We start from the raw sequence: 25921 nt of genomic DNA on the forward strand, positions 1-25921 counted from the left end.
TTCCGGATCCGGAAAGACGGAGATGGTTCTTTTTCAAAACTTTCTCCTCTTTTTCTGATTTTTTTAAACTGTTTCAATTTATTATCAGTTTACTAGAGTTCCTGCTGTTTTGCAACCAGAAACAGATCATTCTCCTCTTTTTCCCAGTTTTCTGTAGACAGTCACATACATGGTGGCGAAACATGCCACACCTCCGATCAGATTGGAAACCGGCTCTGCAAGGAATACACCGTTTACACCAAGCCCTCCGATCATCGGGAGGCAGATGGTAAGCGGAATGACAATAATCGCCTTTCTGAGCAGGGAAAAGAACACCGCCTGCTTCGATTTTCCAAGTGCCACAAAGGTAGACTGGCCGGTAAACTGAAGTGCCATCAGAAAGATTCCGAAAAAATATATCCGAAACGCGCCCACCCCTGCTTCAAGCAGCTCCGGTTCACTGTTGAACAGATGAATAAAAAACTGCGGTACGGCAAACAGAACCGCCCAGACCGCGCAGGTAAATACGATACAGCTCGTACCCATAAAACGGATGGCTTTCTTTACTCTTTCGTATTCCCCCGCTCCATAGTTGAATCCGATCACCGGCTGTGCGCCGTTGGTCAGGCCGTTCACCGGCATGGTAATAATTTCCCGGACAGAATTGATTACCGTCATGACTCCGACGTACAGATCCCCTCCATACCGGGAGAGCATGGCATTGCAGACGATCTGTACCGAACCGTTCGTCACCGACATGACAAACCCGGAAAGTCCAAGTCCTGTAATTTCCCGGATCAGTTTCCCCTCCAGTCTCATATCTTTTTTATTCAGCCGGAAAAGAACATGATTCCCTCTCAGAAACCAGAACACGTAGGCTGCCGACACTCCCTGGGAAATTACGGTCGCCGCCGCCGCTCCGTATACGCCCATATGAAATCCGAAAATAAAAACCGGATCCAACACGATATTCAGGACTGCACCGATCAAAACAGTGAGCATTCCCATCTTTCCAAAGCCCTGGGCGTTGATAAAGTTGTTCATACCAAGACTGATCATCACAAACAGTGTCCCTGTCAGATAAACGGAAAGATACGCCTGTGCATACGGATAGGTCTGGTCGCTGGCACCGAAAAGGTAAAGCATCGGTCTCATGGTGAGATAGCAGAACGCCATCAGGATCACGCCTGTCATCAAAAGCAGCGTAAAGGAATTCCCCATAATTTTCTCAGCCCGTTTTACGTCTCCCGCTCCTCTTGCAATCGAACAAAGCGGAGCACCTCCCATGCCGAACAGATTGGAAAATGCTGTAATCATCGTAATAACCGGAAGCGCAAGCCCGATCCCGGTCAGCGCCTCTGTCGACGCATCCGGAAGATGTCCGATATAAATCCTGTCTACCACACTGTAAAGCACGTTGACAAGCTGGGCCACTGTCATAGGGACAGCCAGACTCCATATATTCTTTGCCACGCTTCCTTTACTGAAATCATTTTTTGTATCCAAATTTCATCGCCTCTTTTACTCGTTTCTGCACAACTGCTTCATCTGGTCACACACTTCGCCGTTGTGCGCTTCGTCGGTCATTGTGATAATAACATCCCCGGTCTGAATCTTTGTTTTTCCTTTCGGGATCAGTTCTTTCTCACCCCGCCGGATCGATACAAGCAGGCACGCTTTTGGCCAGCTGACCTCTTTTACCATGCATCCGGCAACAGGAGAACCTTCTGCCACCGCATAATAATCCAGTACCTTTTCTCCTCCTTCTTCCGGCATCTGCCCGTTTTGCCCTTTCAGAAGTCCTGCAAGAAGACTTTCATAAATCGGCTCTGACTTTAACATCATGGCCGTTATGTATGCAATGACCGTGACAACAGACAGGGAAAGCATCTGGCTCAACGATCCTGTCAGCTCAAAAATCAGAATGATTCCGGTCATCGGGGCGCGTACCACCGCCGTAAAAAATCCCGCCATTGCAAGCAGAATGAAATTGTTGATATATTCTGCCGGAACGCCGAACATTTCATTGCATACTGTCCCGAAAACGCATCCTGCAAACGCGCCGAGCACCAGCATCGGGAAAAAGATCCCGCCCGGGACCCCGGAGCCGAAACTGACTGCTGAAAATAAAAACCTTAAAACGAACAGCACAATCAACGTCTGCAGCACCATTCTCTCATGCGTCATCGTATCGATCAGGCTGTGTCCGTTTCCCAGAATCTCCGGTACCGTAAATCCGAGAATCCCGGCAGCCAGGAACGGGAACACCGCTTTCCCGACCGGGCCCGGAAAGGAGACCTTCTTGTAGAGGCTCTGGACTTTCAAAGTAAACCAGTTATAAAACACACCGAAGACGCCTAAAACCAGCCCCATGATGATGAGCAGTCCATAGTATTTCTGCGGCAAATTCCCTGCAATGTCAAACTGAAACACCGGATCCATCCCCAGAACATGAGAGGTCATATAGTCGGCAACAACCGCCGAGGTCATGGCAGAAATGAACACCGGAGCCGTGAAATTTTTATGAATCTCTTCCATGGTAAACATCACGCCTGCAAGAGGTGCCTGAAACGCCGCCGCCATTCCCGCACTGGCGCCGCAGGTCAAAAGAAATTTTTCTTCCGTCTTTCCGCGTTTTAACACACGGGAAATCCCTTTCCCCGCCATAGCTCCAAGCTGAATGGACGGGCCTTCCCGACCAAGGGCAAGTCCGCCGAACATTCCCAGAAAGCCGCCCAGAAATTTCGCCGGAAGAATCCGGTACCACCGCTGTTCCAGCTTTCCTTCCATCTCACCTTTTAACTGCGGGATACCGCTGCCCGAAATCATCGGCTCCCACCGGACCAGAAGCCCGGTCACAACCGCCATCAGAAGAAGCGCTCCGATCCAGAGCGCCGACCGGAGCGGATCTCCTTTGCACATCTCCAAAATCTGACGCATCCATGTCCCCGCATAGTTCAGGCAGATCCGGTACAAAAGCACAATGCCTCCGGCAACGGCTCCCACCAGAATTCCTTCCCCGATCATAATAACCGGGAAATCCGCAGATCTGCGAATCGTATAAGATATATCTTTCTTTTCTCTCATCGTTTCACCCATTTCTTTAGATCAATTCTCTCACAGTTTTCAGTATAGCACAAAAGCAGGGAAGCCGGTCATTTGATTTTGACCGGCTTCTTCCATGATTCGGTGAATTTCTCCCAGATATTCTTATTCTCCTTCTCCATCTTTATCATTTCTCTATTAAGATTTACTCCATCAGTACTGTTACATTGTCAAATTGGTCGGCTGTCTCTTCAATCTTCGCTCTGTTTCCAAGAACACAGACAATTCCCTCTTTGGCAAAGCTCTCCATCGTCTGATACCTGTTTTTCAAATCTTCTTCCGATGCTTTTAACATCCCTTCTCTGATCTTTGCTCTGGTCTGTGGCTCTTCCTGCCTCAGATACCAGGAATCCATTCGTTTTGCCTGTACATATGTTTTAGAAGTCCGGTCATATCCGGCAACTGCACCAATCTTATAATTCAGAAGTTCCTGCTCTCCTAATTCAAGATTTTTCAACCACCCTGAAGCGCTTTGGAAGACTTCTATCGTCCTTTTTACGTTCGGATCTCGATAGGAGCTCATAATCCAGCTTTGATTTGGGAGTACAGACATCCGGCATCCGTAGGCCCCTCCTTCAGCGCGGATTTTGGCCCACAGATAATCAAAGCTCACCATTCTGCCAAGAAGATAATCCTCACCGGTATATTCCCCGATTCCTCCAAGCGCAACATAGGATACCTCCGACGGAATAATGAATGCCTCTGATTTCCCGGGAAGCAATTTATCCTGATACCACCCGGGATCCCCTTTTCTTTCACTACCGACGAACCTCGAAGCTGCTATCAACTTACGGAAACCGGTATAAGATTTCTCTGTGCCTGTAAAGCTCATCACCAGATTAGACTTACTGCAAAGCTTCTTCTGAATTTTCTTAAGCTCCCGGATAATCTGCCCCTGATCCACGTCAAAGTTCTTTAGAAGTTTTCCCAAGAACTGATAATAGCGAATTCCGTTATAACGTTCCCTTGCCGCTCCTTCCGGCATATAGTGTGCTGCCACGCGGCCAGATGCATAACTGTCTCCGCTGGTAACAAATCCCCTCTCCAGTTCCATCCGGCTCTGCCTGATCCTTTTCAGAATAATCTCCGGATGCTCCAGAATGGTGTCATACAGCAACTCTTCTCCCAGTTTTACCGCTCTTGGAAGATTCTGTTCCAGACAGCTTACATCCATCACAAATTTAAGCCTGACATGCCGGATATCATCTGCATTGGTGTACGCTTCCAGATAAGTCCTTACATTTCCAAGCCACATATTTTTCTCAATCACTAATTCTTCCAGACTGTGTATTCTTGTAGGAAGACTTCCCAGAAGTTCGGAAAACAGCTTGGCATAAGGAACTTCCTCCGGTTCCAGCTCACTGATATCAAAATAGCAGCTTTGATATGCCACTCCTTTTGAAGGGATCTCCTGCTTCAGATATGTAATCCCCTCCTCTTCCTCTACCCTTGTAAGCGGCTCCTCTTTCTTTTGAAACAGGTCATCCACAGACAGCGCCGGCAGATCTTCTGTCTCTTCTTTTTGCTTCTTCTCTTCGACCTTTTCAAGAGGTTCCAGAAAAACCTCTGCCTCATAATCATTTTCCAGGAAGGTTTCTCTTAGAAGTGCTTCAAAGTATCTTTCCTTTACAAGGGTCCTCATCTTTCTGTATGTTTCTTCAAATTCTATCATCTCGCAAGGTCCGGTTCCCTGTGCCCATCCTCCGGCAATATCCAGTACACATTCTATTCCCTCCGGCTGGTTTCCGCCTTTTTCCCTCATCCAAAATTCCAGACGGTTAATTGCCGAAATCAATACTTCTTCTTTGATTCCTTCTCTGCAAAGTCTGTCCGCCTGTTCCTTGATAACCGTTTTCAACTGGCCGGCAGTTTCTTTGTCCGTATTCTTTATTTTAATGGCAAGATAGGGTTGTCTGATACCATCCATAATAAAATACTGAATTTCCGGGATTCCAAGACTCTGAATAAGCCCTTTTTTCATCGGTGCTTCGTCTTCCCCCATAATCGCCTGCATAAGGATATAGACTGCATTCATACGTTCCCGGTTGTCAAAATCTCCCAGACTATAGGTGCATGACGCAAACACCCCCTGATCCCCGAACTTATCCTTGTCATACAGCTTTTTTCGGATTCCCTTTACAGGTTTCTGTCTCATGACCGGCTTCGCAGGTTCTGAGCGTTTCATTTTTCCCAGATAAGCTTTATCAATATACTCAAACAGTTGTTCCGTATTCATTCTTCCATATAGAACAATACAGCAGTTGGACGCATTATAAAACGTCCTGTAATATTCCAGAAATTCCTCATAAGATAGAGCAGGAATCGTATCCGGAAATCCTCCGGATACAAAACGGTAAGCCGTTTCCGGAAACATTGCTTTAGATATTTCATCCTCTAATATGTTGTCCAGGGATGAAAAGACACCTTTCATCTCATTATAAACAACGCCATTAATCTCCGGAGTTTTTCCGTCTTCGCACTGAAAATGCCAGCCCTCCTGTTCAAAGATCTCTTTATCCGTAAGAACATTCGGACAAAATACCGCGTTTAAATAAACATCCGCCAGATTCATAAAATCCTTTTCATTCTCTGTACAAAAGGGATATACTGTATGATCCGGATACGTAATTGCATTTACGAATTCTGCCATGGAATGTTTCATCAGATTGACGAACGTATCTTTATCCGGATATTTGCGGGAACCGTTCAGCACAGAATGCTCCAGAATATGAAAAACTCCCGTGCTGTCCTTTGGTATGGTCCGAAATCCAATCAAAAAGCTCTTTTTAACGTCCTGATTGTCTATGACGATAACCTGCGCCCCGGTTGACAGGTGCTCCATCTGAATAATATCTCCCTCAACCTCCCGCACATACTTCTTTTCTTTAACTTCAAATCCATAGATTTTTTCCCCGATTTCCATATCCATTCCCTCTTAATACATGAATTCTGTGATCTTCTTTTTTATCTCTTCCACTTCCATCACACCTACGTTTTCATACTTCTTTTCACCGTCTTTGTAGAATTGAACGGTTGGAACAGCAAAAATACGATTCTCTTTGGCAAGCTTCGGATAATCTGTAGTATTCACTTTGACGATATGGATAAACGGAAGTTCCGCGTCTAACTCTTCTAAAATACGTGAAAAGGCTTTACAGGGTACGCACGTTGTGGAAAAGAAATCCACGATCACAAATCCTTCCTTAATCTGTTCCTTAAAACTCTCATCATCCGCATATTGAATTGCCATCTACTTTTCCTCCTTAAAAAAATTCTCTGTCACATATTCTTTTACCTTATTGTAATAATAATTTACATAAAATAAAATTTCCGAATATTCATAAGTATTGATTTTTTCTGCATTTTCTTTCGTTTCATGCCAGAATTTCACGTACTCATCTATATCGTCCCGGTATTGCTCCATCGTATATCCAACGCCGCTTTTTTCTGCGTATTCCCGCCCCAGAAGGTAGCCGCAGAGTCTGTCCCATGAATCGTTCTGCACGCTTGCGAATAATTCATAATAGCTTGAGAACGGCATCTTTCCTTCAAATTCCTCTGGCGTCATGGTTTCCAGATTCAACCCCTGTTCTTTGGAAATTGTCTTCAATCTCTTAATTTCATGATCTGTCATTTCTTTCCAGTCCGCCTTCTTAAGATCAAACGTACTGGCCTCAAAAACTTTGTCTATCACATATTGGACTGCTTCGTATCCCTCGTTTTTTGCAATCTTCTTTTTCTGTTCCCGGATCAGACGAGCCTCATATTGTTCTATATTGCTCACTCCTTCAATTCCAAGAGCTTCTATCATCCCGTCCGTGATCACAGGAATCTTTTTTTGCTGAATGGAACGAACCGTTACAGTCACTTTCTCTCCGTCGATGTCCAGCTCACTGGCCGTCCCTTTTTTCAGCCCGATGCACATCGTTTCCAGCTTCTTGTGAAAGAACCCCTGTCCTACCATAATTTTCACGTTCTCTCTGTTAAAAAACGGATTTGCCGATTCCATATCGCATACAATAAGTGCTCCGTCCGTAACTTCCCCCGCTTCTTCCCATGTGCTGTTCTTGTTTTTTATAAAATCTATTTCTTTCTTGTACGCCTTCTCATCAAGCTTGAATACTTTCTTGTACATACTGATATCCACCTGATCATATTCGACAAACGATAAAACTTTTGACTTCATCTTTCTCCTCCTAAAGCGTAAGCTTCGCATATTTACTTTTTAGCAGTTGGAGTACTTCCTTATATTTCTCGCGACTCACCATAACTTCCCCTGCATATCCGTCGAAAATCAGCGCAAAATTTTTCGATTCATTATCCGCCCGAACATAAGATACTTTGGAAAGATTCACGATAAATGACTGATAGCACCGGTAAAAATTATAACCTTCCAGAATCTGTTCCAATTCATTCATGGAATATCCGGCAAGGACCATCTCTTTTCCGTCCACCATCACCATCTTGTTCTTTCGGTCCGTCCGTTCGATAAAAAGAACCTTATCAATATTCACGAGCTGATATCCGTTTCTCGTCTTGATCATCATAGAACGGTTCACAGATAACCGTTTGTATTGGAGCAGCTCAAACAAATACTGCAGCCGCTTAACCACACGCTGAAGCACACGGTTATCGAACGGAAGCCGAAAATATTCATCGCAGCAGCAGTCAAATACCTGCCCTGCCTCTAACTTTTCTTCTGAATACAACACCACCAAGACATCCGGCTTTATCTGGGACAGATTGTATGCCAGAAAGGAGCCGTCCCCGCTATATCTTGGATTTCCTGTTTTTATGTTGATAAACACCGCGTCCACATCGTTCAGACAGATATATTTATTGGCTTCATTGATTCCGTCAAAGGTATGCACAATGTCAAATACATTATAAAACGCCAGTAATTCTTTCAGTTCTGTACACAATGTTTCATCACTTTCTACCAAAACAAGCTTCATTTTCATCAATCAATTCTCCTGACCAAATTCTTCAAACGCTTTTTCTAATGCCTCCACATCACCTTCATAATAGGTTGATAAAAGTGCAAAAGGACCATTTTTCTTCGGCATAATAATCGTACCGGCTCCATATAAATTGATTTCGCCTTTTGTCCTGAGACTCTCATATGCCTGATACTCGTCAGATTCCGGATCCAGATTTTCCAGATCCCACCAGTATATTTCGGCTCCGTCATACCTTAGCGCGAGCGTACACAGGCCTTCCGCACTAAGCGTCACTTTCGTGTCCGCATGGATCAGCCCCTTCTCCTCCAGAAATGAGACAAGTTCATCCACTGTCTTATTCCAGACAGGCATTTCTTTATCCTCTTCTTCAGGCACAGCCGCTTCTTCCTCTTTTGGAGGCATAAAGTCTTTAGACGACGCCACATATCCTACCATCCCACAAAACAGTAATACGAAAAGCAGGGAAGACACAATCGTAAATTTTTTCATAATCATTCCTTCTTTCTTTTAAGATGCCTCAGCAGACTGCAGATATTCCTGATAAGTCCTGCTTACGGCAAGTACTTCTTCATGGGTTCCGCAAGCTTCAAGGCGTCCGTGACACATAACAACCAGATAGTCTGCTTCTGCAATCTCGCGCATATCATGGGCAATGAAAACAATCGTATTGCCTTCCATCTTTTTCCTGATACTATGATAGATTTTCATATACGTGTCATGATCCAGACTCGCCCCTGCCTCGTCAAGAATCAGATACTCCGGCTTCGCAATCAATGCCCTGGCAATGGCTATTCTCTGTTTCTGACCGCTTGACAAACGGTTTCCTGCCTCTCCAAGAGTTGTATCATATCCGTTGGGAAGCGCATCTATAAAAGAATCCGCTCTGGCTTCTTCCGCTGCTTTTTTCATCTCTTTCTCCGTCGTTTCTCCCTCTGCACCATACAGAATGTTATCCCGGATTGTACCTGACATCAGCGGATTGTTCTGGAGTACATAGCCAAATTTTTTATGACATTCCCGGGGACTCGTTTCGCTTATTTTGTTTCCTCCGACCCATATTTCTCCCGAATCAGGTTGGTAGAATCCCTGTATCAGTTTCATGACTGTAGATTTTCCGGAACCATTATCGCCGATCACTGCCGTTGTCTTTCCTCCCGGAATGCAAACGGAAAAGTCATGAAGGATTTCTTTTTCGTTCCCGTATCCAAAGTTCACGTTTTTGAATACAATATCTTTGTTCCCTGATTCTGTCCAGGAATTGCCTTTTTCTGTATGTTCCTCTTCCATATCAAGAATATCCCCGACATGGACAAGTGCGCCTTTTGAGCCCATCACGTTCTGCCACACCGTCAAAAGCTCCGCCATATAAAGATTCACCTGCGTCATATAGGTGCTGAACATATTAATCCCTGTTGATTCCATTTTCCCGGCGTTAATCAATCTGGAACCGCCCACTGCCATTACAACAGTCGTAAGAAGCGAATAAAGGGAATTGGCCAGAACCTGAATCTGCTCCATGAAAGCATAGTATATATCTGCCTTATACCGTGAATCAATTGCCGCATATCCGCTTTCCAGCTCTTTTTCTTCCATTACCTGTGCTTTTACATATTTCGCGGACGACAGATGTTCGGAAAAAAAGGTGGTCATTTCATTCAACGCTGCATAGCGCTTTTTCATTATAGTAAACTGCAGCCTGCCGACGATGATAAACATTGCCACCGCAACCGGTACGCAGAGCAAAAGGTATGCTGTGAGAGGAGAATTGTATTGATACAAGATCGTACAGGCACGGACAAATCCAAACAGCGACGCGGCTCCTGAGAATATTCCGCTGATCACCAGAGTCGCCTGCGTTACGTCGTTCGTAACAGCCGACACCAGAGAAGACGGCTGTTCCTTTTCTAACTGATCCATCGGAAGATGCAGGATCTTCCTCCACATCGAAAGCCTTACCCGCAGGATCACTTTTTGATTGGCATACTCTTCCACAAGCGGCCGCAAAAATCCAAGCAATGAATTAAAAATCGTAAAAAAGACATAACCTAAAATAACAGAATTATACAGTTCCCCTTTATTCACTCGGACCAGATACTCCGATACTCTCATTCCGACCTCGGCATAAACCACACCGCTTCCGAATGCGATCAAGTAGAGCCACCATGGAATTGAAAGCCTTCTATAAAAACTCAGAAAAAACGATATTACATGTTTGTTGTTTTTCATCTGCCCTGTTCCTCACTTCCTATTAATTCCCGATAATATGTATTCTTGGCATATACTTCCGCCGGTTCCCCCTGACAGATGATTTTTCCATTATGCATTACTATGATATAATCTGCTTTCTGTACGGTCTGTCTGTCGTGGGCAACCATAAGCACGGTTTTCCCTTCCATATGGTGTTTCACACTCTTCCATACCTGATCTTTTCCCCGGATGTCCATAGCCGCAGTCGCCTCATCCATAAAAAGGTAATCCGATTGTTTCAGAAGCGCCCTCGCAAATGCAATCCGTTGTTTCTGCCCTCCGGAAAGCTTCTCTCCCTGCTCGCCTACATTCGCCTGAAATCCCTCCGGCTGCTCTCTGATAAAAGCCATAATTCCCGCGTCCGTACATGCTTTTTCCAGTTCTTCATCCGTCACCTCTCTTTTAATGCCGAACAGGATATTGTCGCGGATCGTTCCCGCAAACAATGTACTTTCCTGTGTTATGTATGAGATCTCGCTTCGGAAGCTCTTGAGCGAATACCGTGCGGTATCTTTGCCCCCAAATAAAATCTTGCCTCCCGAAACCGGATACATACGCTCCACCAGATTCAGAAGGGTCGTCTTTCCGCTTCCTGACGGTCCGATAAGCGCCGTCACGCGCCCTGCAGGGATCTTCAGATTGAGTTTATCGAATATAAGTTTCTCTTCATAAGAAAAATCAACCTCTTTTAATTCAATATCGCCGCTGAGATGTTCCACATGCTCGCCGGCTTCTACGTCTTCTTCCATTTCTTCCATAATCTGAGCTACTCTTCTGGTCGCTCCCTGGGAACCCTTGAAGGTTGTCCAATATACACAGTACGTGCTGAGCTGATTAACGATATTCACCGCGAATCCATAATAGGCAATCCATTGGGTAAGAGTCAATGCGCCGGATGAATAAAAGCTTCGGCCTACCATCACGATCACAATAAACTGCATAGCTCCCACCAATGCATACATTGGAGTTGCGAATCCCAGCCATGCATTCAGAATCGAACTCTTATAGAGCTCTTTCATTTTCTCCCGCCCTGTCTGAAGTTCTTTTTCTTCTTTTCCGTAAGATTTGACGAGAAGAAGATTATTGGTTTTTTCTGCAATCGTCTGTGTCAGCTCTGCATTTTTTTGATTTACCAGATCCAATACTCCGAATTTCATCTTTCCCATGACAAATGCAATGACTAAATTCAGCGGAAGAACCGCGATCAGAGCAATCATCAGCTTCTGGTCGTAGGATCCGATTTTTCTCAGCGTAATGACCAGCGTATATGCGGAAGTGAGAATCGCAACAAATACTTGCATGATTAACTGACTGATTGCCGTGATATCCGTTGTAATACGGGAAATCATTTCTTTGGGCTTATTTTTTTCGTAATATCGAAGCGGCAGCCTGACGGTCTTACTCCAGATCATTTTCCTGATATTACGGTCAATTCGCGCAACACACAAGTTACTCATAATCTTGCTGACCGAATTGATCAGCTGAGATAATAATGTAAACGCCAAAAACGGAAGAACCACAGTACCAAAATTCACATTCCCGGCAAATAATTCGGCCGTGTATTCCGTTACGCTGATTCCTACATTGCTAAGAAGAGCTGTAATGGCAATATATGCAAGAATCCACAGATAAGGAAGTCTTGCCTTCTGCAGCATGCGGAAGAAGCGTCCCATGCTGCCCCTGTCTTTTCCAAAAACCCGTTCCATATTGTTTCCCTACCTTTTCTTAATTTCAGAGCATTGGTACTAGAATATAAATAGTGCAAATCACATTGAACTGTTATTCGTTTTCTATCATTTCAAACACTTTAACCGCATCCTGTTTCTTTTCATAATCCTCTGAAAATGCAATTGCGTAAGTTCCGTTTACCGCTTCCGTCTCAAGGACCGCAGCGCCTCCGGCAAGGACTATCGTTCCTTGGTTGGCAGCCATAGACTCATAGTTTTCATATAGATCCGTCTTGTTTTCCGGATCCCACCAGAACAGCCAGAGTCCATCATAATCATATGCTTTATCCGCCACTTTCGTCTCAGTAAACTGTCCATTCGTATTGTCTGTGAGATATCCTGGTGTTTCATTGATATCTACCGGTTCGCAGTCCTCCAAAATGAGTCCTTCCTGCTCAAAATAATCCACCATATCTTCGTATGGAGAAGTGGACGCATTCACTTCAATTTTTTCTTCTTTCGACGTACATCCCGCCATCATTCCGCATACAGTTGCTGTTACAATGGCAGCTGCCACAATCTTCTTCATCCTTTTTGTGCTCATCTCGTCAATCTCCTTTTATAAAAATTTTACAATCAAGTTTCTTTATTTTTACAATAAAATCAGCAGTTTAACAAGAAGGTTATCCTATTTTGTCCTTCATTTCGCTCATAGTGTCTTTTTATCTCTCATCTCAGTTATTTTCACTTCCGCCTCCTGCTCTGTCTGATAAGCTCTTTTAGGAGATCTTTAAAAAGTCATTCATCAAAAAACTCCCCTGCCCGTCTACAGGCAAAGGGAGTTTTTTAACTGGCGCCGCATTGATTTAAGAACCGTACTATACTCATGCCAGAGCCACGAGTACGGACCGGATGTAGCCCTTTCCGACTGGATCATTCTTTTTAAAAATTACTTCATTGGATAAGTATTGACAAAACCTTTTTAGAAATTCAGTTATATTTTCGCAAAAAATAAAAACACCGTAAAACCCTGATATTAAGGCTTTACGGTATCTAATAAAAAAATCGGAGTGACAGGATTTGAACCTGCGGCCTCTACGTCCCGAACGTAGCGCTCTACCAAGCTGAGCCACACTCCGAAAGCTACGGATAGAGGACTCGAACCTCTACTAACAGAGTCAGAGTCTGCTGTGCTGCCATTACACCAATCCGCATCGCTGCTTTCTGTCTTTCAAAGCGTTTTTAATATATGTTGTTTTCATCGGCAAAAATTGAGTTTTTCCGGTGATCGGAGTGACAGGATTTGAACCTGCGGCCTCTACGTCCCGAACGTAGCGCTCTACCAAGCTGAGCCACACTCCGATAACTACGGATAGAGGACTCGAACCTCTACTAACAGAGTCAGAGTCTGCTGTGCTGCCATTACACCAATCCGCATCAGCATTTGCCGTGTCACTGTTTTATCAGCGAACAAGACTATTATATCAAAAAAATTTTGATTGTCAACACTTTTTTTCATTTTCTCTTCCACCTTCTTCCAAACCCTGATATAATACGAACAACAATGGTTTTTCAGGAGGCGCTTATGAAACAGTATTTTAAAATCGGAGAAATCTCAAAGCTGTATCAGATCAGTGTGGACACACTGCGTTACTATGAGGAGCTTGGTCTCCTGACACCGAAGCGCGGTGAAAACGGATACCGCCTCTATCGTCTCAATGATATCTGGCGTCTGAATGTGATCCGGGATCTTAGGGGGCTTGGATTTCCCATGGAGCGGATCCGGGAATATTTAAATGACCGGAGTATTCATACGACGGAACAGCTGCTCCGGGATGAGCTGGATGCGATCCGCCTGAAAATCACAGACCTTACGAAGCTTCAGTCTAATGTGCAGGAGCGCCTTGCAACGATCCGGAAGGCGGAGGATCAGCCTCTTGAGACCGTCACGGAAAAATGGCTTCCGGCGCGGTCCTGCCATATTCTTCACTCTGGTTATCAGAAGGACGAAGAGATGGATGTACTGATGAAACAGCTGTTTAACCAGTCCCAGGACACTCTCTATATTATCGGCAGCAATCATATCGGTTCTTTGCTGCCTGCCGCATCTGCCAGGGAAGGAAATTACACTGGCTACGAGGGAGTATTTCTCATTGCCGAGGACGGTCCGGATACCTTGCCGGAAGGACGTTATCTTTCCTACAGCTACCATGGAAGCACCGTCCACAATGCCGAAGGCATCCCGAAACTGCTCTCCTACGCCCAGGAGCATGGACTTACGGCCGGGCCATGGTTTCTTGAGCTGCTCTGGGTTGATATCCATCAGTCTGCGGACCCGGATGAACACATCACAGAACTTCAGCTTCTTGTCACCTGAAAGGACATCCCCGTTTTTCGGAGATGTCCTTTTTTGATGCTTTTATTTTTCACCTGATTCTTTCGGCCTGCTTTTTCGCTTTCCGGAGCGTCCTACAGATTTTTGATCCTCTCTACTGCCGCCTTTGTATTTTCGTAAGTACCGAATGCAGTCAGACGGAAATATCCTTCTCCGCTTGGTCCGAATCCGGATCCCGGTGTTCCTACAACGCCTGCCTGTGCAAGCAGATAATCAAAGAACTCCCAGGACGTCATGTTGTCCGGTGTCTTCAGCCAGATATACGGCGAATTTACGCCTCCGGATACAGTATAGCCTGCGTCTTTCAGCCCGTCATAGATTGTCTTTGCGTTTCTCATGTAGTAGGCAATCTGCTCTTTTAACTGTGCTTTTCCTGCCTCGGAATACACTGCTTCTCCTGCTTTCTGTACGATGTACGGAGCCCCGTTGTACTTGGTTCCGTGACGTCTTGCCCAAAGGGAGTGAAGCATCACGTCGCCGCATTTGAGATCCTTCGGGATCACTGTTGCGCCGAGACGCACTCCTGTAAATCCGGCATTTTTGGAAAAGCTGCGAAGCTCGATGGCACAGGTTCTTGCGCCTTCACACTCGTAAATCGTGTGCGGTACGTTTTCCTCGGAAATATATGCCTCGTATGCTGCATCATAAATGATGACGGATCCGTTTTTATTTGCGTAATCTACCCACACCTGAAGCTGGTCTTTTGTGATGGCAGATCCTGTCGGATTGTTCGGGAAGCACAGATAAATCAGATCCGGCACTTCCTTTGGAAGCTCCGGCACAAATCCGTTTTCTGCCGTACACGGCATGTAGATCACATCGCTCCAGATTTCGGACTTCGGATCATAGGTACCGGTACGTCCCGCCATGACGTTCGTATCCACATATACCGGGTATACCGGATCGCAGACAGCGATTTTATTGTCCTGATCGAAGATCTCCTGGATGTTTCCGGAATCTCCCTTTGCTCCGTCGGAGATAAAGATTTCGTCTGCGTAGATCTCACAGCCTCTTGCCTCATAATCATTCTTTGCCATTGCACTTCTCAGGAACTCGTATCCAAGATCCGGGGCATATCCGTGGAATGTCTCTGCGTGCGCCATTTCATCCACCGCGCTGTGAAGCGCATCGATAATCGCCGGTGCCAGCGGCTGTGTCACGTCACCGATTCCAAGCCGAATGATAGATTTGTCCGGATTTGCTTCGGTATATGCCGCTACCTTTTTTGCAATATTTGAAAAGAGATAGCTTCCTGGAAGTTTCAGATAATTTTCATTAATTTTAAACATACCCTGTCTCCTTCTCTTTATTTCTTTAGTGTATTAAACTCATGCCGCGTCTATCATAACACATTTCACGAAACACGTAAAGGAGATTTTTCAGATCCGTAGTACAATTTCGTACTACGCTTATTTTTTTATCTATCCGACACTTCCGGGGTACTCCCCTTCACATACAAAACGGCATCCTCCGGTCAGATACATCTGCCCGTCACTGTCCCATTCCACTTCCATCATACCTCCCGGCATTTCAATATTCACTTTCTGTTTTGTTCTGCCGCTCCGGATGGCCGCCGCTGCCGCGGCACAGGCTCCGCTTCCGCAGGAAAGGGTCTCCTTACTTCCTCTCTCCCATACGCGGATTTTCATACCGGTCTCGGAATATACCTGCACCAGCTCTACATTAATCCCGTCCGGAAAGTCCGAATGGGTACTGACAGCTTCCGCCTTTTTCATATTCCATGTTTTCCAGCTTCCCTCCTCCGGCTCCATGAAAATGACTGCATGGGGATTTCCCATGGAGACAATCATCATCTCCGTCTTCTGTCCTTCCATCGAGATCACGTAAGGCTCCTCCTCAATAACCGGGGTGCCCATGGCCACTGTAGCCTTTCCGGAATCTTCCAGAATCCGGACCGTATGGATTCCACTGTCGGTCTCTACCGCAATCTCCTCTTTTCGTATCTTTTTATAATCATAGAGATATTTTGCCACACAGCGGACACCGTTTCCACACATTTTCCCTCTGGACCCATCCGCATTATACATTTCCATCCGGCAGTCTGCCATATCGGACGGACAGATCAGAATCATTCCGTCCGCTCCAACGCCAAAATGGCGGTCACTGATTTTTCTCGCCAGGGTCTGCGGATTTACGATCTGCTCTTTTTCCTGATCCACGTAGATATAATCATTGCCGCATCCCTCCATTTTTACAAAATGCATCTGCACAAATTCCTCCTGTTGTTTTCTGGTATTGTATGAAGAAAAGCGGCATTTTATGTCATCCTTGGGATCTGTCTTCCTTTTACATCCATGTGATAATTTTCTCTTAGTATCATCTCCGAAACCGGAACAATCTCATATGACTTTTCCTCTATGTTTTCGATCAGTTCTTTTAATGCACCTTTTGTAAATTTTGCTTCGCTGTTCAGACGGATAATGGCTCCATTCCGGAGCTCTTCACTTTCGACCACTTCCTTGATCAGACTTCTTTTCCCATAGTTTTTCCAGTCCCGTGAATCGATTGACCAGCAGATCGTAAAAAACCCTTCCTCCGCGGCAGTCCGGATCAGTGTGTCGCTGTATCGTCCATAGGGAGGGCGGAAAAGTTCCATGGAAATCCCTTCCTCTTTAGCGGTATGTTCTGCTTCCTGCAGTTCTGCCCTGATTTCCGCGGATGTCTGTTCCGACAGATTTTCATGGCTGACTCCCATCGTTCCGATGTCATGTCCTTCCGCTTTCATTCTTCCGACCAGATCCGGATGCTCCCGCATCCATCCGGCAGTCACAAAAAAGGTGGCGCGTATCTTCTCTTCTTTTAATATGTCCAGGATCTCCCCGGTCTTTTTGTCTCCCCAGGCTGTCTCAAAGGTCAGGGCCGCCTGTTTTTCATCCGTCTCCACAGAACAGACCGGCATTTCATGACCGTTTACGCTGTTTCCGACAGTGGTGTATTCTTTTACATACCAGATTCCGCCCGACAGCAGGAAACAGGCTGCCGCGGCAAAAAGGATGTATTTCTTCCATGCTTTTTTCTGAAAAGACATAAAAAAACTCCGGAGCATCTATTGTTCTTATAGTATATGCTCCGAAGTTTTCTTTTACGCATTTACCAGATTCCCAGAAAATGCTGTATCAGAAGGCTCACTCCCGCTATTCCGATCCAGCAGCAAAGTCCCATGAAAATCGGTTTCCCGCCTGTCTTGACCAGCTTCACCAGATTCGTATTAAACCCGATGGCCGCCATTGCCATAATAATAAAGAACTTACTCAGCTCTTTAATCGGTGCAGTCACTGTCACCGGAAGGGAAAATACTGTTGTAATGATAGAAGCGAGCACGAAAAACAGGATAAAAAACGGAAAGATCTTTTTCAGATCAAAGGTTCCGCCTGCCTGCTCTCCGTTTTTCTTTGCCTTTCGCATCTGCCAGATGGAGAGAACCAGTGTGATTGGAATGATCGCAAGAGTCCTTGTCAATTTGACAATCGTCGCCGCATCCAGCGTATTACTGCCGTGAATTCCATCCCATGCCGCTGCCGCCGCCGTCACGGAAGAGGTGTCATTGACCGCCGTTCCGGCAAAAAGACCAAACCCCTCATTGCTCAGTCCCAGAACGGCTCCGAGTTTCGGAAAGATCAGCGCCGCGATCACATTGAAGAGAAAAATAACAGAGATCGACTGGGCAATCTCCTCATCGTCCGCATCAATGACCGGTGCCGTCGCCGCAATGGCCGAACCGCCGCAGATACTGGACCCCACCCCGACCAGCGTCGAGATTTTGGATGGAATCCGCATGACCTTGTGAAGTACAAAGGCAATCACAAGTGAGGTGGAGATCGTCGCAATGATAATTGGAAGAGACTGGCGTCCTTTCTCCAGAATATCCGTCAGATTCATGCCGAATCCAAGCAGAATCACCGCGTACTGTAAAATCTTTTTGGATGTAAACCTGATTCCCGGCTGAAGAGGCTCGCTCCTTTTCACTATCAGGGCAAGACACATCCCGATCAGAATCGCAAACACCGGCCCGCCGACTACCTCAAACTGTTTTCCAAGCAGAAACGCCGGAATGGAGATCAGCAGACAGAACAAAATACCTTTATAAGTTTCCTGAATTGTTTTCATGGTTATCTCCTCTCTTTTATTTCTGGAAGTATCATATCAGAGGAAATGGATTATGAAAAATTATATATATTTATTTATGTATAAACATATGTTATGATTAGGAAAAGGAGGCATTCTTATGCTGGATTTTCGTATTTATACATTTTTGGAAGTCTGTAAATACATGAATTTTACAAAAGCCGCCGAGGCGCTTCATATCACGCAGCCTGCCGTCTCGCAGCATATCCGTTATATTGAGGAATACTATCAGACCCGTCTTTTTACATTTCAGGGAAAAAAGCCGGTTCTGACCGAGACCGGGGAATATCTGCTCCACGCCTTTACGACATTGAGCCATGACCAGGTCTATCTGAAAGAGCAGCTCCTTTCCATGCAGAAAAAAAAGCCGGCCCTGATCTTTGGCGCGACTCTTACAATCGGTGAATATGTCATGCCGCGTTTTCTGATCGAATACCAGACACGGCATCCGGATACTGTCCTGACCATGATCACGGCAAACACTCACGAACTCCTCGACCGCATCTCGGACGGAGAGATTGATTTTGCGATCGTAGAAGGCTATTTTGACAAGACCCAGTATGACTATCTGACGTTTTCCTCGGAACCGTATATTGCCGTTGCAGGAACCCCGCTTTTTGAAGACTGCCGTCCCCGCTCTCTTTCGGAGCTTCTTGATCAGAAGCTGATTGTCCGGGAGCCCGGATCCGGTACAAGGGAGATCCTTGAAAAACATCTGGAAGCCCGTAATCTTTCCATTCACGATTTTTCCGGTGTTTCCGAAATCGGAAATATTCCGGCATTGAAAGCGGTTGTCTCTGCCGGTCTTGGCATTACATTTTTGTACCGTTCCGCTGCTGAAGAAGAGCTGAAAAACGGCATACTGTTTGACGTCACGCCGGAAAATTTCTCTATCACGCATGATTTTACTCTCATATGGCAAAAGGGAAGTATGTTTGCTTCCCGCTACCGTACTATTTTTGAAGAATGGAAGAAAAAGTTATGAAACTGTCAGTTACACGTCAAAGCATAGCACGCTGTCTGAAAATCATTCTGGGCAATTTTCTGATTACCGGAGCATATGCCTTTATTACCGTACCAAACGAGATCGTAAACGGGGGCGTTACAAGTTTTTCCATGATTCTTGGCAATTGGAAAGAAATTTTTCACAGGAACCGTATTCAGCTGTTTCTGTTATCTCATCCTGTTTTCCGTCCTGCACGGTCTGGGATATGCAATCCTGGTTCATCCGGTCATCGGCATGGTTCTGGCCGGGATCGGCTTTACTGCTCTTCAGTCGCTGACGCTGAATTGCCTTTTGAAAAGGAAAGAGTAATCGCGGTTCCTTTTCCAACCTCACTGTCAGTCCGGATTTGAATGTTATGGATGACCGCTCCATGCTTGACGATGGACAGGCCAAGTCCTGTACCTCCCGTCTCCTTGGAGTGGCTCTTATCCACACGGTAGAAGCGTTCGAAGATCCGTTCCTGTTCTTCTTTCGGAATTCCGATTCCGGTATCTTTCACAATAATCTTCGGGCCGCTTAATGTATTGCCGACCCAGACATGTACATGTCCGCCCGGCTTATTATATTTGACTGCATTTTCACACAGATTCCAGACCATCTCATCCAGAACCCGGTAAACTCCTTCATATTCCACTTTCTCCCCGCTCAGTTCCATCGAAACATGGTGACGGTTGGCCATATTTTCCAGACGGATCAGAACGTCCTCGCAGATACTGTAGAGATCCACTTTTTCTTTTTCCAGTCCCACACCGCCTTCATCCAGTTTGGAAAGCTTGATGATATCCTCCACAAGCACAATCAGACGGCTTGCCTCTTTATAAATGCGTTCGGCAAATCCCGGCACATCCTCCTGCTTTACAAGCCCGCTTTTCATAATCTCCGCATAACCTGATATGGATGTCAGCGGAGTTTTCAGCTCATGGGAAACGTTGGCCGAAAACTCTTTACGCATCTGCTCATTTTTTTCTTTTTCTTTCTTCTGGTTTTCCATGCTGAGCAGAAGCGGCGTCAGCTCTTCGTATACATCGTTATCGATCGGATGTTCCAGATCCAGCTCATTAATCGGCTGAACGAGCCGGTTTGCCACCCACTTGGAAAGTCTCCACGCAACAATCACAAGGATCAGACCGATGCCGAACATGTAAGGAAGAATCCTTACTGCCGTACTGCTTACGCCGTCCATGGACTTCGCGACACGAAGAACCGTCCCGTCATCGAGAAGCGTGGCATAATAAAACAGCTCCTGCCCTACCGTCTCTGAGACCCGTTTGTCCTGTCCTGTTCCATTCTCAAGTGCTTCCATGACTTCTTTTCTCCGGGCATGATTCTCGTCCTTGCTGTCAATTCCGTGGGAATCATACAGTACTTTCCCGTTCTGGTCGATCTGTGTTATCCTTGTGTCGCTATTGACATCATCCATTTCCTGCAGATAATCACTTCCCAGCAGATTGATGGCTTCCTTGATGTAGGAAGCCTCCTGCCTTGCGTCCTGCTGCATGATCCGGTATGTCTGGTTGTAGACAATCCCGATAATAAATGCATATGATGTCAGGAGCGTCAGAACAATGACAAACACCATATTTCTCTGGATCTTGTTTCTCATACTTCCTCCTGGTCCTCCGTGATCCGGTAACCGACACCGCGTACGGTCTCGATTTCCTCTCCCGCTTTTCCAAGCTTCTGGCGCAGCGTCCGGATATGTACGTCAACTGTACGTGTCTCGCCGTCGAAATCATATCCCCAGATTTCCTCAAGAAGCCGGTCCCGTGTAAGGACAATTCCTTTATTGTGCATCAGTCTCTTGAGCATCTCGTATTCTTTCAGCGTCAGGCTGACATGTGCTCCGTCTACAAGGACCTCATGCTTCTTTTCATTCAGTACAATCGGGCCTGCCTTGAGTACTTCGATCTCTTCTTTTTTCTTCGCGCGCCGCAGGACCGCCTTGATTCTGGAAACAAGTTCCATCATTCCAAACGGTTTTGTCACATAATCATCCGCACCGGCGTCAAGCCCTGAAACCTTGTCGTACTCTGTTCCTTTCGCCGTCACCATGATGACCGGAATGTCTTTCGTCTTTTTATTGTTTTTCAGCTTTTTGAGAATGGCCATGCCATCCTCTCCCGGCAGCATAATATCAAGTAAAATAAGCTCTGGCAGCCGTTCTGCCAAAGCTTTAAAAAACACTTCGCCGTCTTCAAATCCTTCCGCTTCCATGCCTGTACTTGATAATGTGTATACTACCAGTTCTCTAATATTCCTGTCGTCTTCTACACAAAAAATCATTTCGTTTCTCCTGAATTTCTGTTTTCATGAACTTCTGTGGCAATGCGGTGATTTCCGGTGATGGAAAACTCTACCCATTCTGCAATATTGGTTGCATGGTCTCCGATTCTTTCCAGATATTTTGCAACCATGATGAGATCTACTGCTGCTTCGCCTCCATCGCCGCCTTCTTTGGCAATATAATCGATGATTTCCTGTCTGATCTTGTCAAAAAGTCTGTCTACTTCATCATCCGCGGTCATAACCTTTTTGGCCAGCATCATATTCTGTTCTACGTATGCACGAACACTTTCTCTGACCATTTTAGCCGCTGCCTGTGCCATCACGCCAATGTCTTTATTGTTTTTTTCCACTTTCAGATCTGTGGAAAGCAGAATCTCTGCGATATCGGAAGCCTGATCTCCGATACGTTCCATATCCGTAATCATCTTCAGAGCCGCTGAAATCTGGCGTAGATCCTTCGCCACCGGCTGCTGCTGAAGGAGCAGTCTCAGACAAAGTCTCTCAATGTCTTTTTCCGCCTGGTCGATCTCCTCGTCAGCCTGAATGACTTCTCTTGCCTGCTCTTCTTTTCCTTCCAGAATCGCTTCTGTCGCTTTTGTGATTGCGACCTCGCAGAGCTCGCCCATTGTTGTGAGCTGCTCTTTTAATGAGTCAAGCTGCATATCGAATTTGTTTCTCATATTTAGCCGAACCTCCCTGTGATATAATCTTCTGTTCTCTTATCTGATGGTATAGAGAATAATTTTTCCGTATTATTGTACTCAATCATTTCTCCAAGCAGGAAAAATGCTGTATTATCGGAAATTCGTACTGCCTGCTGCATGTTATGTGTTACCATAACAATAGTATAATCTTTTTTCAGATCTGCTGCAAGGTCTTCAATCTTGGAAGTAGAAATCGGGTCCAGCGCGGAGGTCGGTTCATCCATCAGAAGCACTTCCGGTTCTACTGCCAGCGCTCTTGCGATACAAAGTCTCTGCTGCTGTCCTCCGGACATGCCAAGGGCGCTTTTTTTCAGTCTGTCTTTTACTTCATCCCATATTGCGGCGTTTCTTAAAGAACGCTCTACAATCTCATCGAGTTTTGCTTTGGAACGGATTCCGTGCGTACGCGGTCCGTAAGCCACATTGTCATAGATGCTCATCGGGAACGGGTTCGGTTTCTGGAATACCATTCCGACACGCTTCCGAAGTGTGTTGACATCCATTGATTTTGCGTAAATATCCTGTCCGTCCAGAAGGATTTTACCATCAATCCGACATCCTTCTACCAGATCGTTCATTCTGTTCAAGGACTTCAGAAGTGTGGATTTTCCACATCCACTAGGTCCGATGAACGCTGTAATCTTATTCGGCTCAATTTCCAGGTTGACGTTTTTCAGCGCCTGGAAAGAACCGTAAAACAAGTCCATATCTTTAATATCTATTTTACCCATTACCGTGTCCCCTTTGTAAGTTTTCTGGCCGCAAATGCAGATAATGCATTCATTGCTACTACCACTACCAATAAGATAACTGCCGTCGCGTATGCCTGATCCATGTAAAGACCTTCACTTGACAGGTTGTACATGTGAACAGCCAGCGTACGTCCGGAAGACATCGGTGTTGCCGCAATATCCGGTACCGTTCCTGCCGTGTACATGAGCGCCGCAGTTTCTCCCATAATTCTTCCGATTGCCAGGATCACTCCTGCCATGATTCCCGGAACTGCTGCCGGAAGTACAATTCTGAAAATTGTACGGAGCTTTCCCGCTCCAAGTCCAAAGCTTCCTTCCCTGTATGTATCAGGTACTGCTTTTAATGCTTCCTCTGTCGTTCTCATAATCAAAGGCAGGATCATGATGGACATGGTGAACGCACCTGCCAGAATGGAATATCCCCATCCGAGAGCCGTAACGAAAAACAGCATACCGAAAAGTCCGTATACGATGGATGGAATTCCCTGTAATGTCTCGGTTGTCAGACGGATGATTCCGACAAACCTGTTTCCTTTTTTCGCATATTCCACCAGGAAAATCGCGGAAAAGATTCCAAACGGAATCGCGATCACCAGTGACAGCAACGTCATGATGACAGTATTGATCAGGGCCGGCATCAAAGATGCATTTTCCGTATTATATTCCAGTGAAAACAGTGACGGCTTCAGATTCGGAACTCCGTTGATCAGAATATACGCAAGGAGGAACAAAAGTACTGCAAATGTGACCGCGGCTGCTGCATAAATCAGTACCCGCAATATGATACTTTCTATTTTTCTGCCTTTAGTCATTTTCGCTCCTCCTGTTCAATAATGATACACATGCGTTAATGATGAGAATGAATACAAACAGCACAACTGCTGTCGCAATCAGTGCTTCTCTGTGAAGATCTGCTGCATATCCCATCTCCATTACGATGTTTGTTGTCATCGTACGCACACCTTCCAGAATACCCTGCGGCATTCTCGGCTGGTTTCCTGCTACCATGATAACCGCCATCGTTTCACCGATCGCACGTCCGATACCGAGGACAATACCGGCGATCACACCGGATTTGGCAGCCGGGATTACGATACGGAAGATCGTTCTCTCCTTTGTTGCTCCAAGCGCGAGAGATCCCTCATAATACTGATCCGGCACACTTCTCATCGCGGATTCTGTAACCCCGATGATGGTCGGCAGAATCATAATTCCAAGAATAATGGATGCTGTCAGCATCGTCTGTCCGTTTCCGCCTATTCCCTGTGCTGCAGTATAATTTCTGATCATCGGTACGATCACAACCAGACCGAAGAAACCGTATACAACAGACGGAATTCCTGCCAGAAGCTCTGTCGCTGATTTTAAAAACGGATAAATCTTTTTCGGACAGTAATGTGCCATAAATACGGATGTAAAAATACCAATCGGCACACCAATCACGATGGCTCCCGCTGTTACATAAATACTTCCCATGATCATCGGAAGAATACCGTAAATATTATTGCTCGGTCTCCACTCTTCCCCAAGCAGGAAGTCAAAGATTCCGATCTCTGACATGGCCGGGATACCATTTGCGAACAAGAAAATACAAATCAGTGCTACCGCTAAAACGGAAGCACAGGCAGCAAGGAAGAATACTCCCTGCATGCCTTTTTCCTTCCAATCTTTCATAATTACTCTGTTACCTCATCCCAAGAAGTGATTTCACCTGTGAAAATCTGTTTTACCTGATCTGTTGTAAGCTCATCTACGCTGTTGTCGTTGCTTACGATGACTGCGATACCATCTGTTGCGATAACTGTTGCTGTTACACCCTGAGATGTTTCAGAATCTTTCAGTTCACGGGATGCCATACCGATATCGCTGATTCCTTCTACCGCATTGGATACACCTGTTGTAGAATCACTTGTCTGAAGTTCAACTTTAACATCTGCATTCAGTTCCTGATATGCTTCAGAAAGTTTTTCCATTACCGGAGATACGGAAGAAGATCCGGATACTGTAACTGTTCCGCTTAATCCGGAAGCTGCATACTCTGTTGTTGTATCTACCGGAATATATCCTTCATCAGCAACTACTTCCTGTCCCTGTGTGCTCATGATGAAGTTGATGAAATCCTGTGCTACATCGCTGAGTCCGTCTTTTGTTACGATGTTGAATGGACGGGACACTTTATAAGTACCGCTTTCGATGTTCTCTGCTGTTGCTTCTGCTCCATCGATCTTCACTGCTTTTACATCATCGCTCAGAGATCCGAGGGATACATATCCGATTGCGTTTGGATCCTGTGCTACTGTGGAAAGCATAACAGATGTATTGTTTGTAACGGTTGCATCTGTTGTTGTATTATCAACTTTTTCTCCGTCTACTTCTTCTTCTACACCGAAGAGTTCTACGAAAGCTCCTCTTGTTCCGGAACCGTCCTCACGGGAAATAACGTTGATGCTTCCGCCTGAAGAAGATCCGCCGTCTCCGCCGTCGCTGCTTCCTCCGTCATTGCTGCTTCCGCATGCTGCAAGAGACATCATCATAACTGCTGCTCCAATAATTGCTGTAACTTTTCTGAATTTCATATTTTTTCTCTCCCTGATTTCATATTTTACATTTTTTCTTGTTTCCTTGTCGACAGTGCCTATCATAAAGCACAAATGTTAAATCTGTTAAAAATAA

23 protein-coding genes and 4 tRNA genes are annotated in these 25921 nt (G+C 45.6%); 2 read left to right on the plus strand and 25 right to left on the minus strand.

From position 1 onward, the window contains the following. Positions 1-126: 126 nt before the first annotated feature. From B5E64_RS06290 to B5E64_RS06355, 14 genes are all read right to left on the minus strand, one after another. The gene (locus B5E64_RS06290) at positions 127-1485 is read right to left on the minus strand and encodes an MATE family efflux transporter (RefSeq protein WP_242959032.1); all 1359 of its coding nucleotides are present in this window, start codon (positions 1483-1485) and stop codon (positions 127-129) included. A 15-nt stretch (positions 1486-1500) separates the two neighbouring features. Further along, complete coding sequence (locus B5E64_RS06295; protein ID WP_087167742.1) at positions 1501-3066, minus strand: ClC family H(+)/Cl(-) exchange transporter; 1566 nt, start codon at positions 3064-3066, stop codon at positions 1501-1503. Positions 3067-3229: 163 nt separating this feature from the next. Further along, positions 3230-6007 (minus strand): insulinase family protein, encoded by a 2778-nt coding sequence (locus tag B5E64_RS06300; protein WP_162610151.1) that lies wholly within the window; start codon positions 6005-6007, stop codon positions 3230-3232. A 12-nt stretch (positions 6008-6019) separates the two neighbouring features. Beyond that, positions 6020-6334 (minus strand): thioredoxin family protein, encoded by a 315-nt coding sequence (locus tag B5E64_RS06305; protein WP_087167680.1) that lies wholly within the window; start codon positions 6332-6334, stop codon positions 6020-6022. Beyond that, positions 6335-7270 (minus strand): hypothetical protein, encoded by a 936-nt coding sequence (locus B5E64_RS06310; RefSeq protein WP_087167681.1) that lies wholly within the window; start codon positions 7268-7270, stop codon positions 6335-6337. A 10-nt stretch (positions 7271-7280) separates the two neighbouring features. Continuing rightward, positions 7281-8045 (minus strand): LytTR family DNA-binding domain-containing protein, encoded by a 765-nt coding sequence (locus B5E64_RS06315; RefSeq protein WP_087167682.1) that lies wholly within the window; start codon positions 8043-8045, stop codon positions 7281-7283. A 3-nt stretch (positions 8046-8048) separates the two neighbouring features. Next, positions 8049-8534, minus strand: a complete 486-nt coding sequence (locus tag B5E64_RS06320; RefSeq protein ID WP_087167683.1) for a hypothetical protein — start codon at positions 8532-8534, stop codon at positions 8049-8051. A gap of 18 nt (positions 8535-8552) precedes the next feature. Further along, on the minus strand, positions 8553-10271 hold the full coding sequence (locus B5E64_RS06325; RefSeq protein WP_087167684.1) for an ABC transporter ATP-binding protein: 1719 nt from the start codon (positions 10269-10271) through the stop codon (positions 8553-8555). Continuing rightward, on the minus strand, positions 10268-11998 hold the full coding sequence (locus tag B5E64_RS06330; protein WP_087167685.1) for an ABC transporter ATP-binding protein: 1731 nt from the start codon (positions 11996-11998) through the stop codon (positions 10268-10270). The genes B5E64_RS06325 and B5E64_RS06330 overlap by 4 nt, the downstream gene beginning before the upstream one ends. A 73-nt stretch (positions 11999-12071) precedes the next feature. Further along, positions 12072-12563: a hypothetical protein gene (locus tag B5E64_RS06335; protein ID WP_087167686.1), complete on the minus strand. Its 492-nt coding sequence runs from the start codon at positions 12561-12563 to the stop codon at positions 12072-12074. A 461-nt stretch (positions 12564-13024) separates the two neighbouring features. Next, a tRNA-Pro gene (locus tag B5E64_RS06340) sits at positions 13025-13098 on the minus strand. Positions 13099-13102: 4 nt separating this feature from the next. Next, positions 13103-13173 (minus strand) — tRNA-Gln (locus tag B5E64_RS06345). A 74-nt stretch (positions 13174-13247) separates the two neighbouring features. Next, positions 13248-13321: transfer RNA gene (locus B5E64_RS06350), tRNA-Pro, on the minus strand. Between the two features lie 4 nt (positions 13322-13325). Next, positions 13326-13396 (minus strand) — tRNA-Gln (locus tag B5E64_RS06355). 148 nt (positions 13397-13544) lie between these two features. On the opposite strand from B5E64_RS06355, the gene B5E64_RS06360 reads away from it, so the two are divergent. After that, positions 13545-14336 carry a MerR family transcriptional regulator gene (locus tag B5E64_RS06360; RefSeq protein ID WP_087167687.1) on the plus strand — a complete coding sequence of 264 codons (792 nt, stop codon included), beginning with the start codon at positions 13545-13547 and terminating at the stop codon, positions 14334-14336. Positions 14337-14428: 92 nt separating this feature from the next. On the opposite strand, the gene B5E64_RS06365 is transcribed toward B5E64_RS06360, so the two are convergent. The 4 genes from B5E64_RS06365 to B5E64_RS06380 form a co-directional block, all read right to left on the minus strand. Next, complete coding sequence (locus B5E64_RS06365) at positions 14429-15643, minus strand: LL-diaminopimelate aminotransferase (RefSeq protein ID WP_087167688.1); 1215 nt, start codon at positions 15641-15643, stop codon at positions 14429-14431. 132 nt (positions 15644-15775) lie between these two features. Continuing rightward, a complete protein-coding gene (dapF, locus tag B5E64_RS06370) occupies positions 15776-16579 on the minus strand; it encodes a diaminopimelate epimerase (RefSeq protein WP_087167689.1) in 804 nt (267 codons plus the stop codon). Between the two features lie 53 nt (positions 16580-16632). Continuing rightward, complete coding sequence (locus tag B5E64_RS06375) at positions 16633-17403, minus strand: polysaccharide deacetylase family protein (protein ID WP_162610152.1); 771 nt, start codon at positions 17401-17403, stop codon at positions 16633-16635. 62 nt (positions 17404-17465) lie between these two features. Beyond that, positions 17466-18482, minus strand: a complete 1017-nt coding sequence (locus B5E64_RS06380; RefSeq protein WP_087167691.1) for a YeiH family protein — start codon at positions 18480-18482, stop codon at positions 17466-17468. A gap of 118 nt (positions 18483-18600) precedes the next feature. Here B5E64_RS06380 and B5E64_RS06385 point away from each other — a divergent pair, with 118 nt between their 5' ends. After that, positions 18601-19485: a LysR family transcriptional regulator gene (locus B5E64_RS06385; RefSeq protein ID WP_087167692.1), complete on the plus strand. Its 885-nt coding sequence runs from the start codon at positions 18601-18603 to the stop codon at positions 19483-19485. A gap of 277 nt (positions 19486-19762) precedes the next feature. On the opposite strand, the gene B5E64_RS06395 is transcribed toward B5E64_RS06385, so the two are convergent. Genes B5E64_RS06395 through B5E64_RS06425 form a run of 7 tightly spaced genes read right to left on the minus strand, consistent with a single transcriptional unit; the run spans position 19763 to position 25824 of the window. Next, entirely contained in the window at positions 19763-21109 is a 1347-nt protein-coding gene (locus B5E64_RS06395) for an ATP-binding protein (RefSeq protein WP_087167694.1), read from the minus strand. Then, the gene (locus tag B5E64_RS06400) at positions 21106-21789 is read right to left on the minus strand and encodes a response regulator transcription factor (protein ID WP_087167695.1); all 684 of its coding nucleotides are present in this window, start codon (positions 21787-21789) and stop codon (positions 21106-21108) included. Before B5E64_RS06400 ends, B5E64_RS06395 begins: the two co-directional genes overlap by 4 nt. Then, positions 21786-22472, minus strand: coding sequence for a phosphate signaling complex protein PhoU (gene phoU / locus B5E64_RS06405; RefSeq protein WP_087167696.1), 687 nt, complete (start codon positions 22470-22472; stop codon positions 21786-21788). The genes B5E64_RS06400 and phoU overlap by 4 nt, the downstream gene beginning before the upstream one ends. Positions 22473-22474: 2 nt before the next feature. Then, a complete protein-coding gene (gene pstB, locus B5E64_RS06410; RefSeq protein ID WP_087167697.1) occupies positions 22475-23227 on the minus strand; it encodes a phosphate ABC transporter ATP-binding protein PstB in 753 nt (250 codons plus the stop codon). Further along, entirely contained in the window at positions 23227-24060 is an 834-nt protein-coding gene (gene pstA / locus B5E64_RS06415; protein ID WP_087167698.1) for a phosphate ABC transporter permease PstA, read from the minus strand. The genes pstB and pstA overlap by 1 nt, the downstream gene beginning before the upstream one ends. Then, complete coding sequence (pstC, locus tag B5E64_RS06420; protein ID WP_087167699.1) at positions 24053-24922, minus strand: phosphate ABC transporter permease subunit PstC; 870 nt, start codon at positions 24920-24922, stop codon at positions 24053-24055. The genes pstA and pstC overlap by 8 nt, the downstream gene beginning before the upstream one ends. A gap of 2 nt (positions 24923-24924) precedes the next feature. Continuing rightward, positions 24925-25824, minus strand: a complete 900-nt coding sequence (locus B5E64_RS06425) for a substrate-binding domain-containing protein (RefSeq protein ID WP_087167743.1) — start codon at positions 25822-25824, stop codon at positions 24925-24927. Positions 25825-25921: the final 97 nt, after the last annotated feature.

The sequence above is a fragment of the Drancourtella sp. An12 genome, assembly GCF_002160935.1.
In the GTDB taxonomy this organism is placed as follows: Bacteria; Bacillota; Clostridia; order Lachnospirales; family Lachnospiraceae; genus Sellimonas; species Sellimonas catena.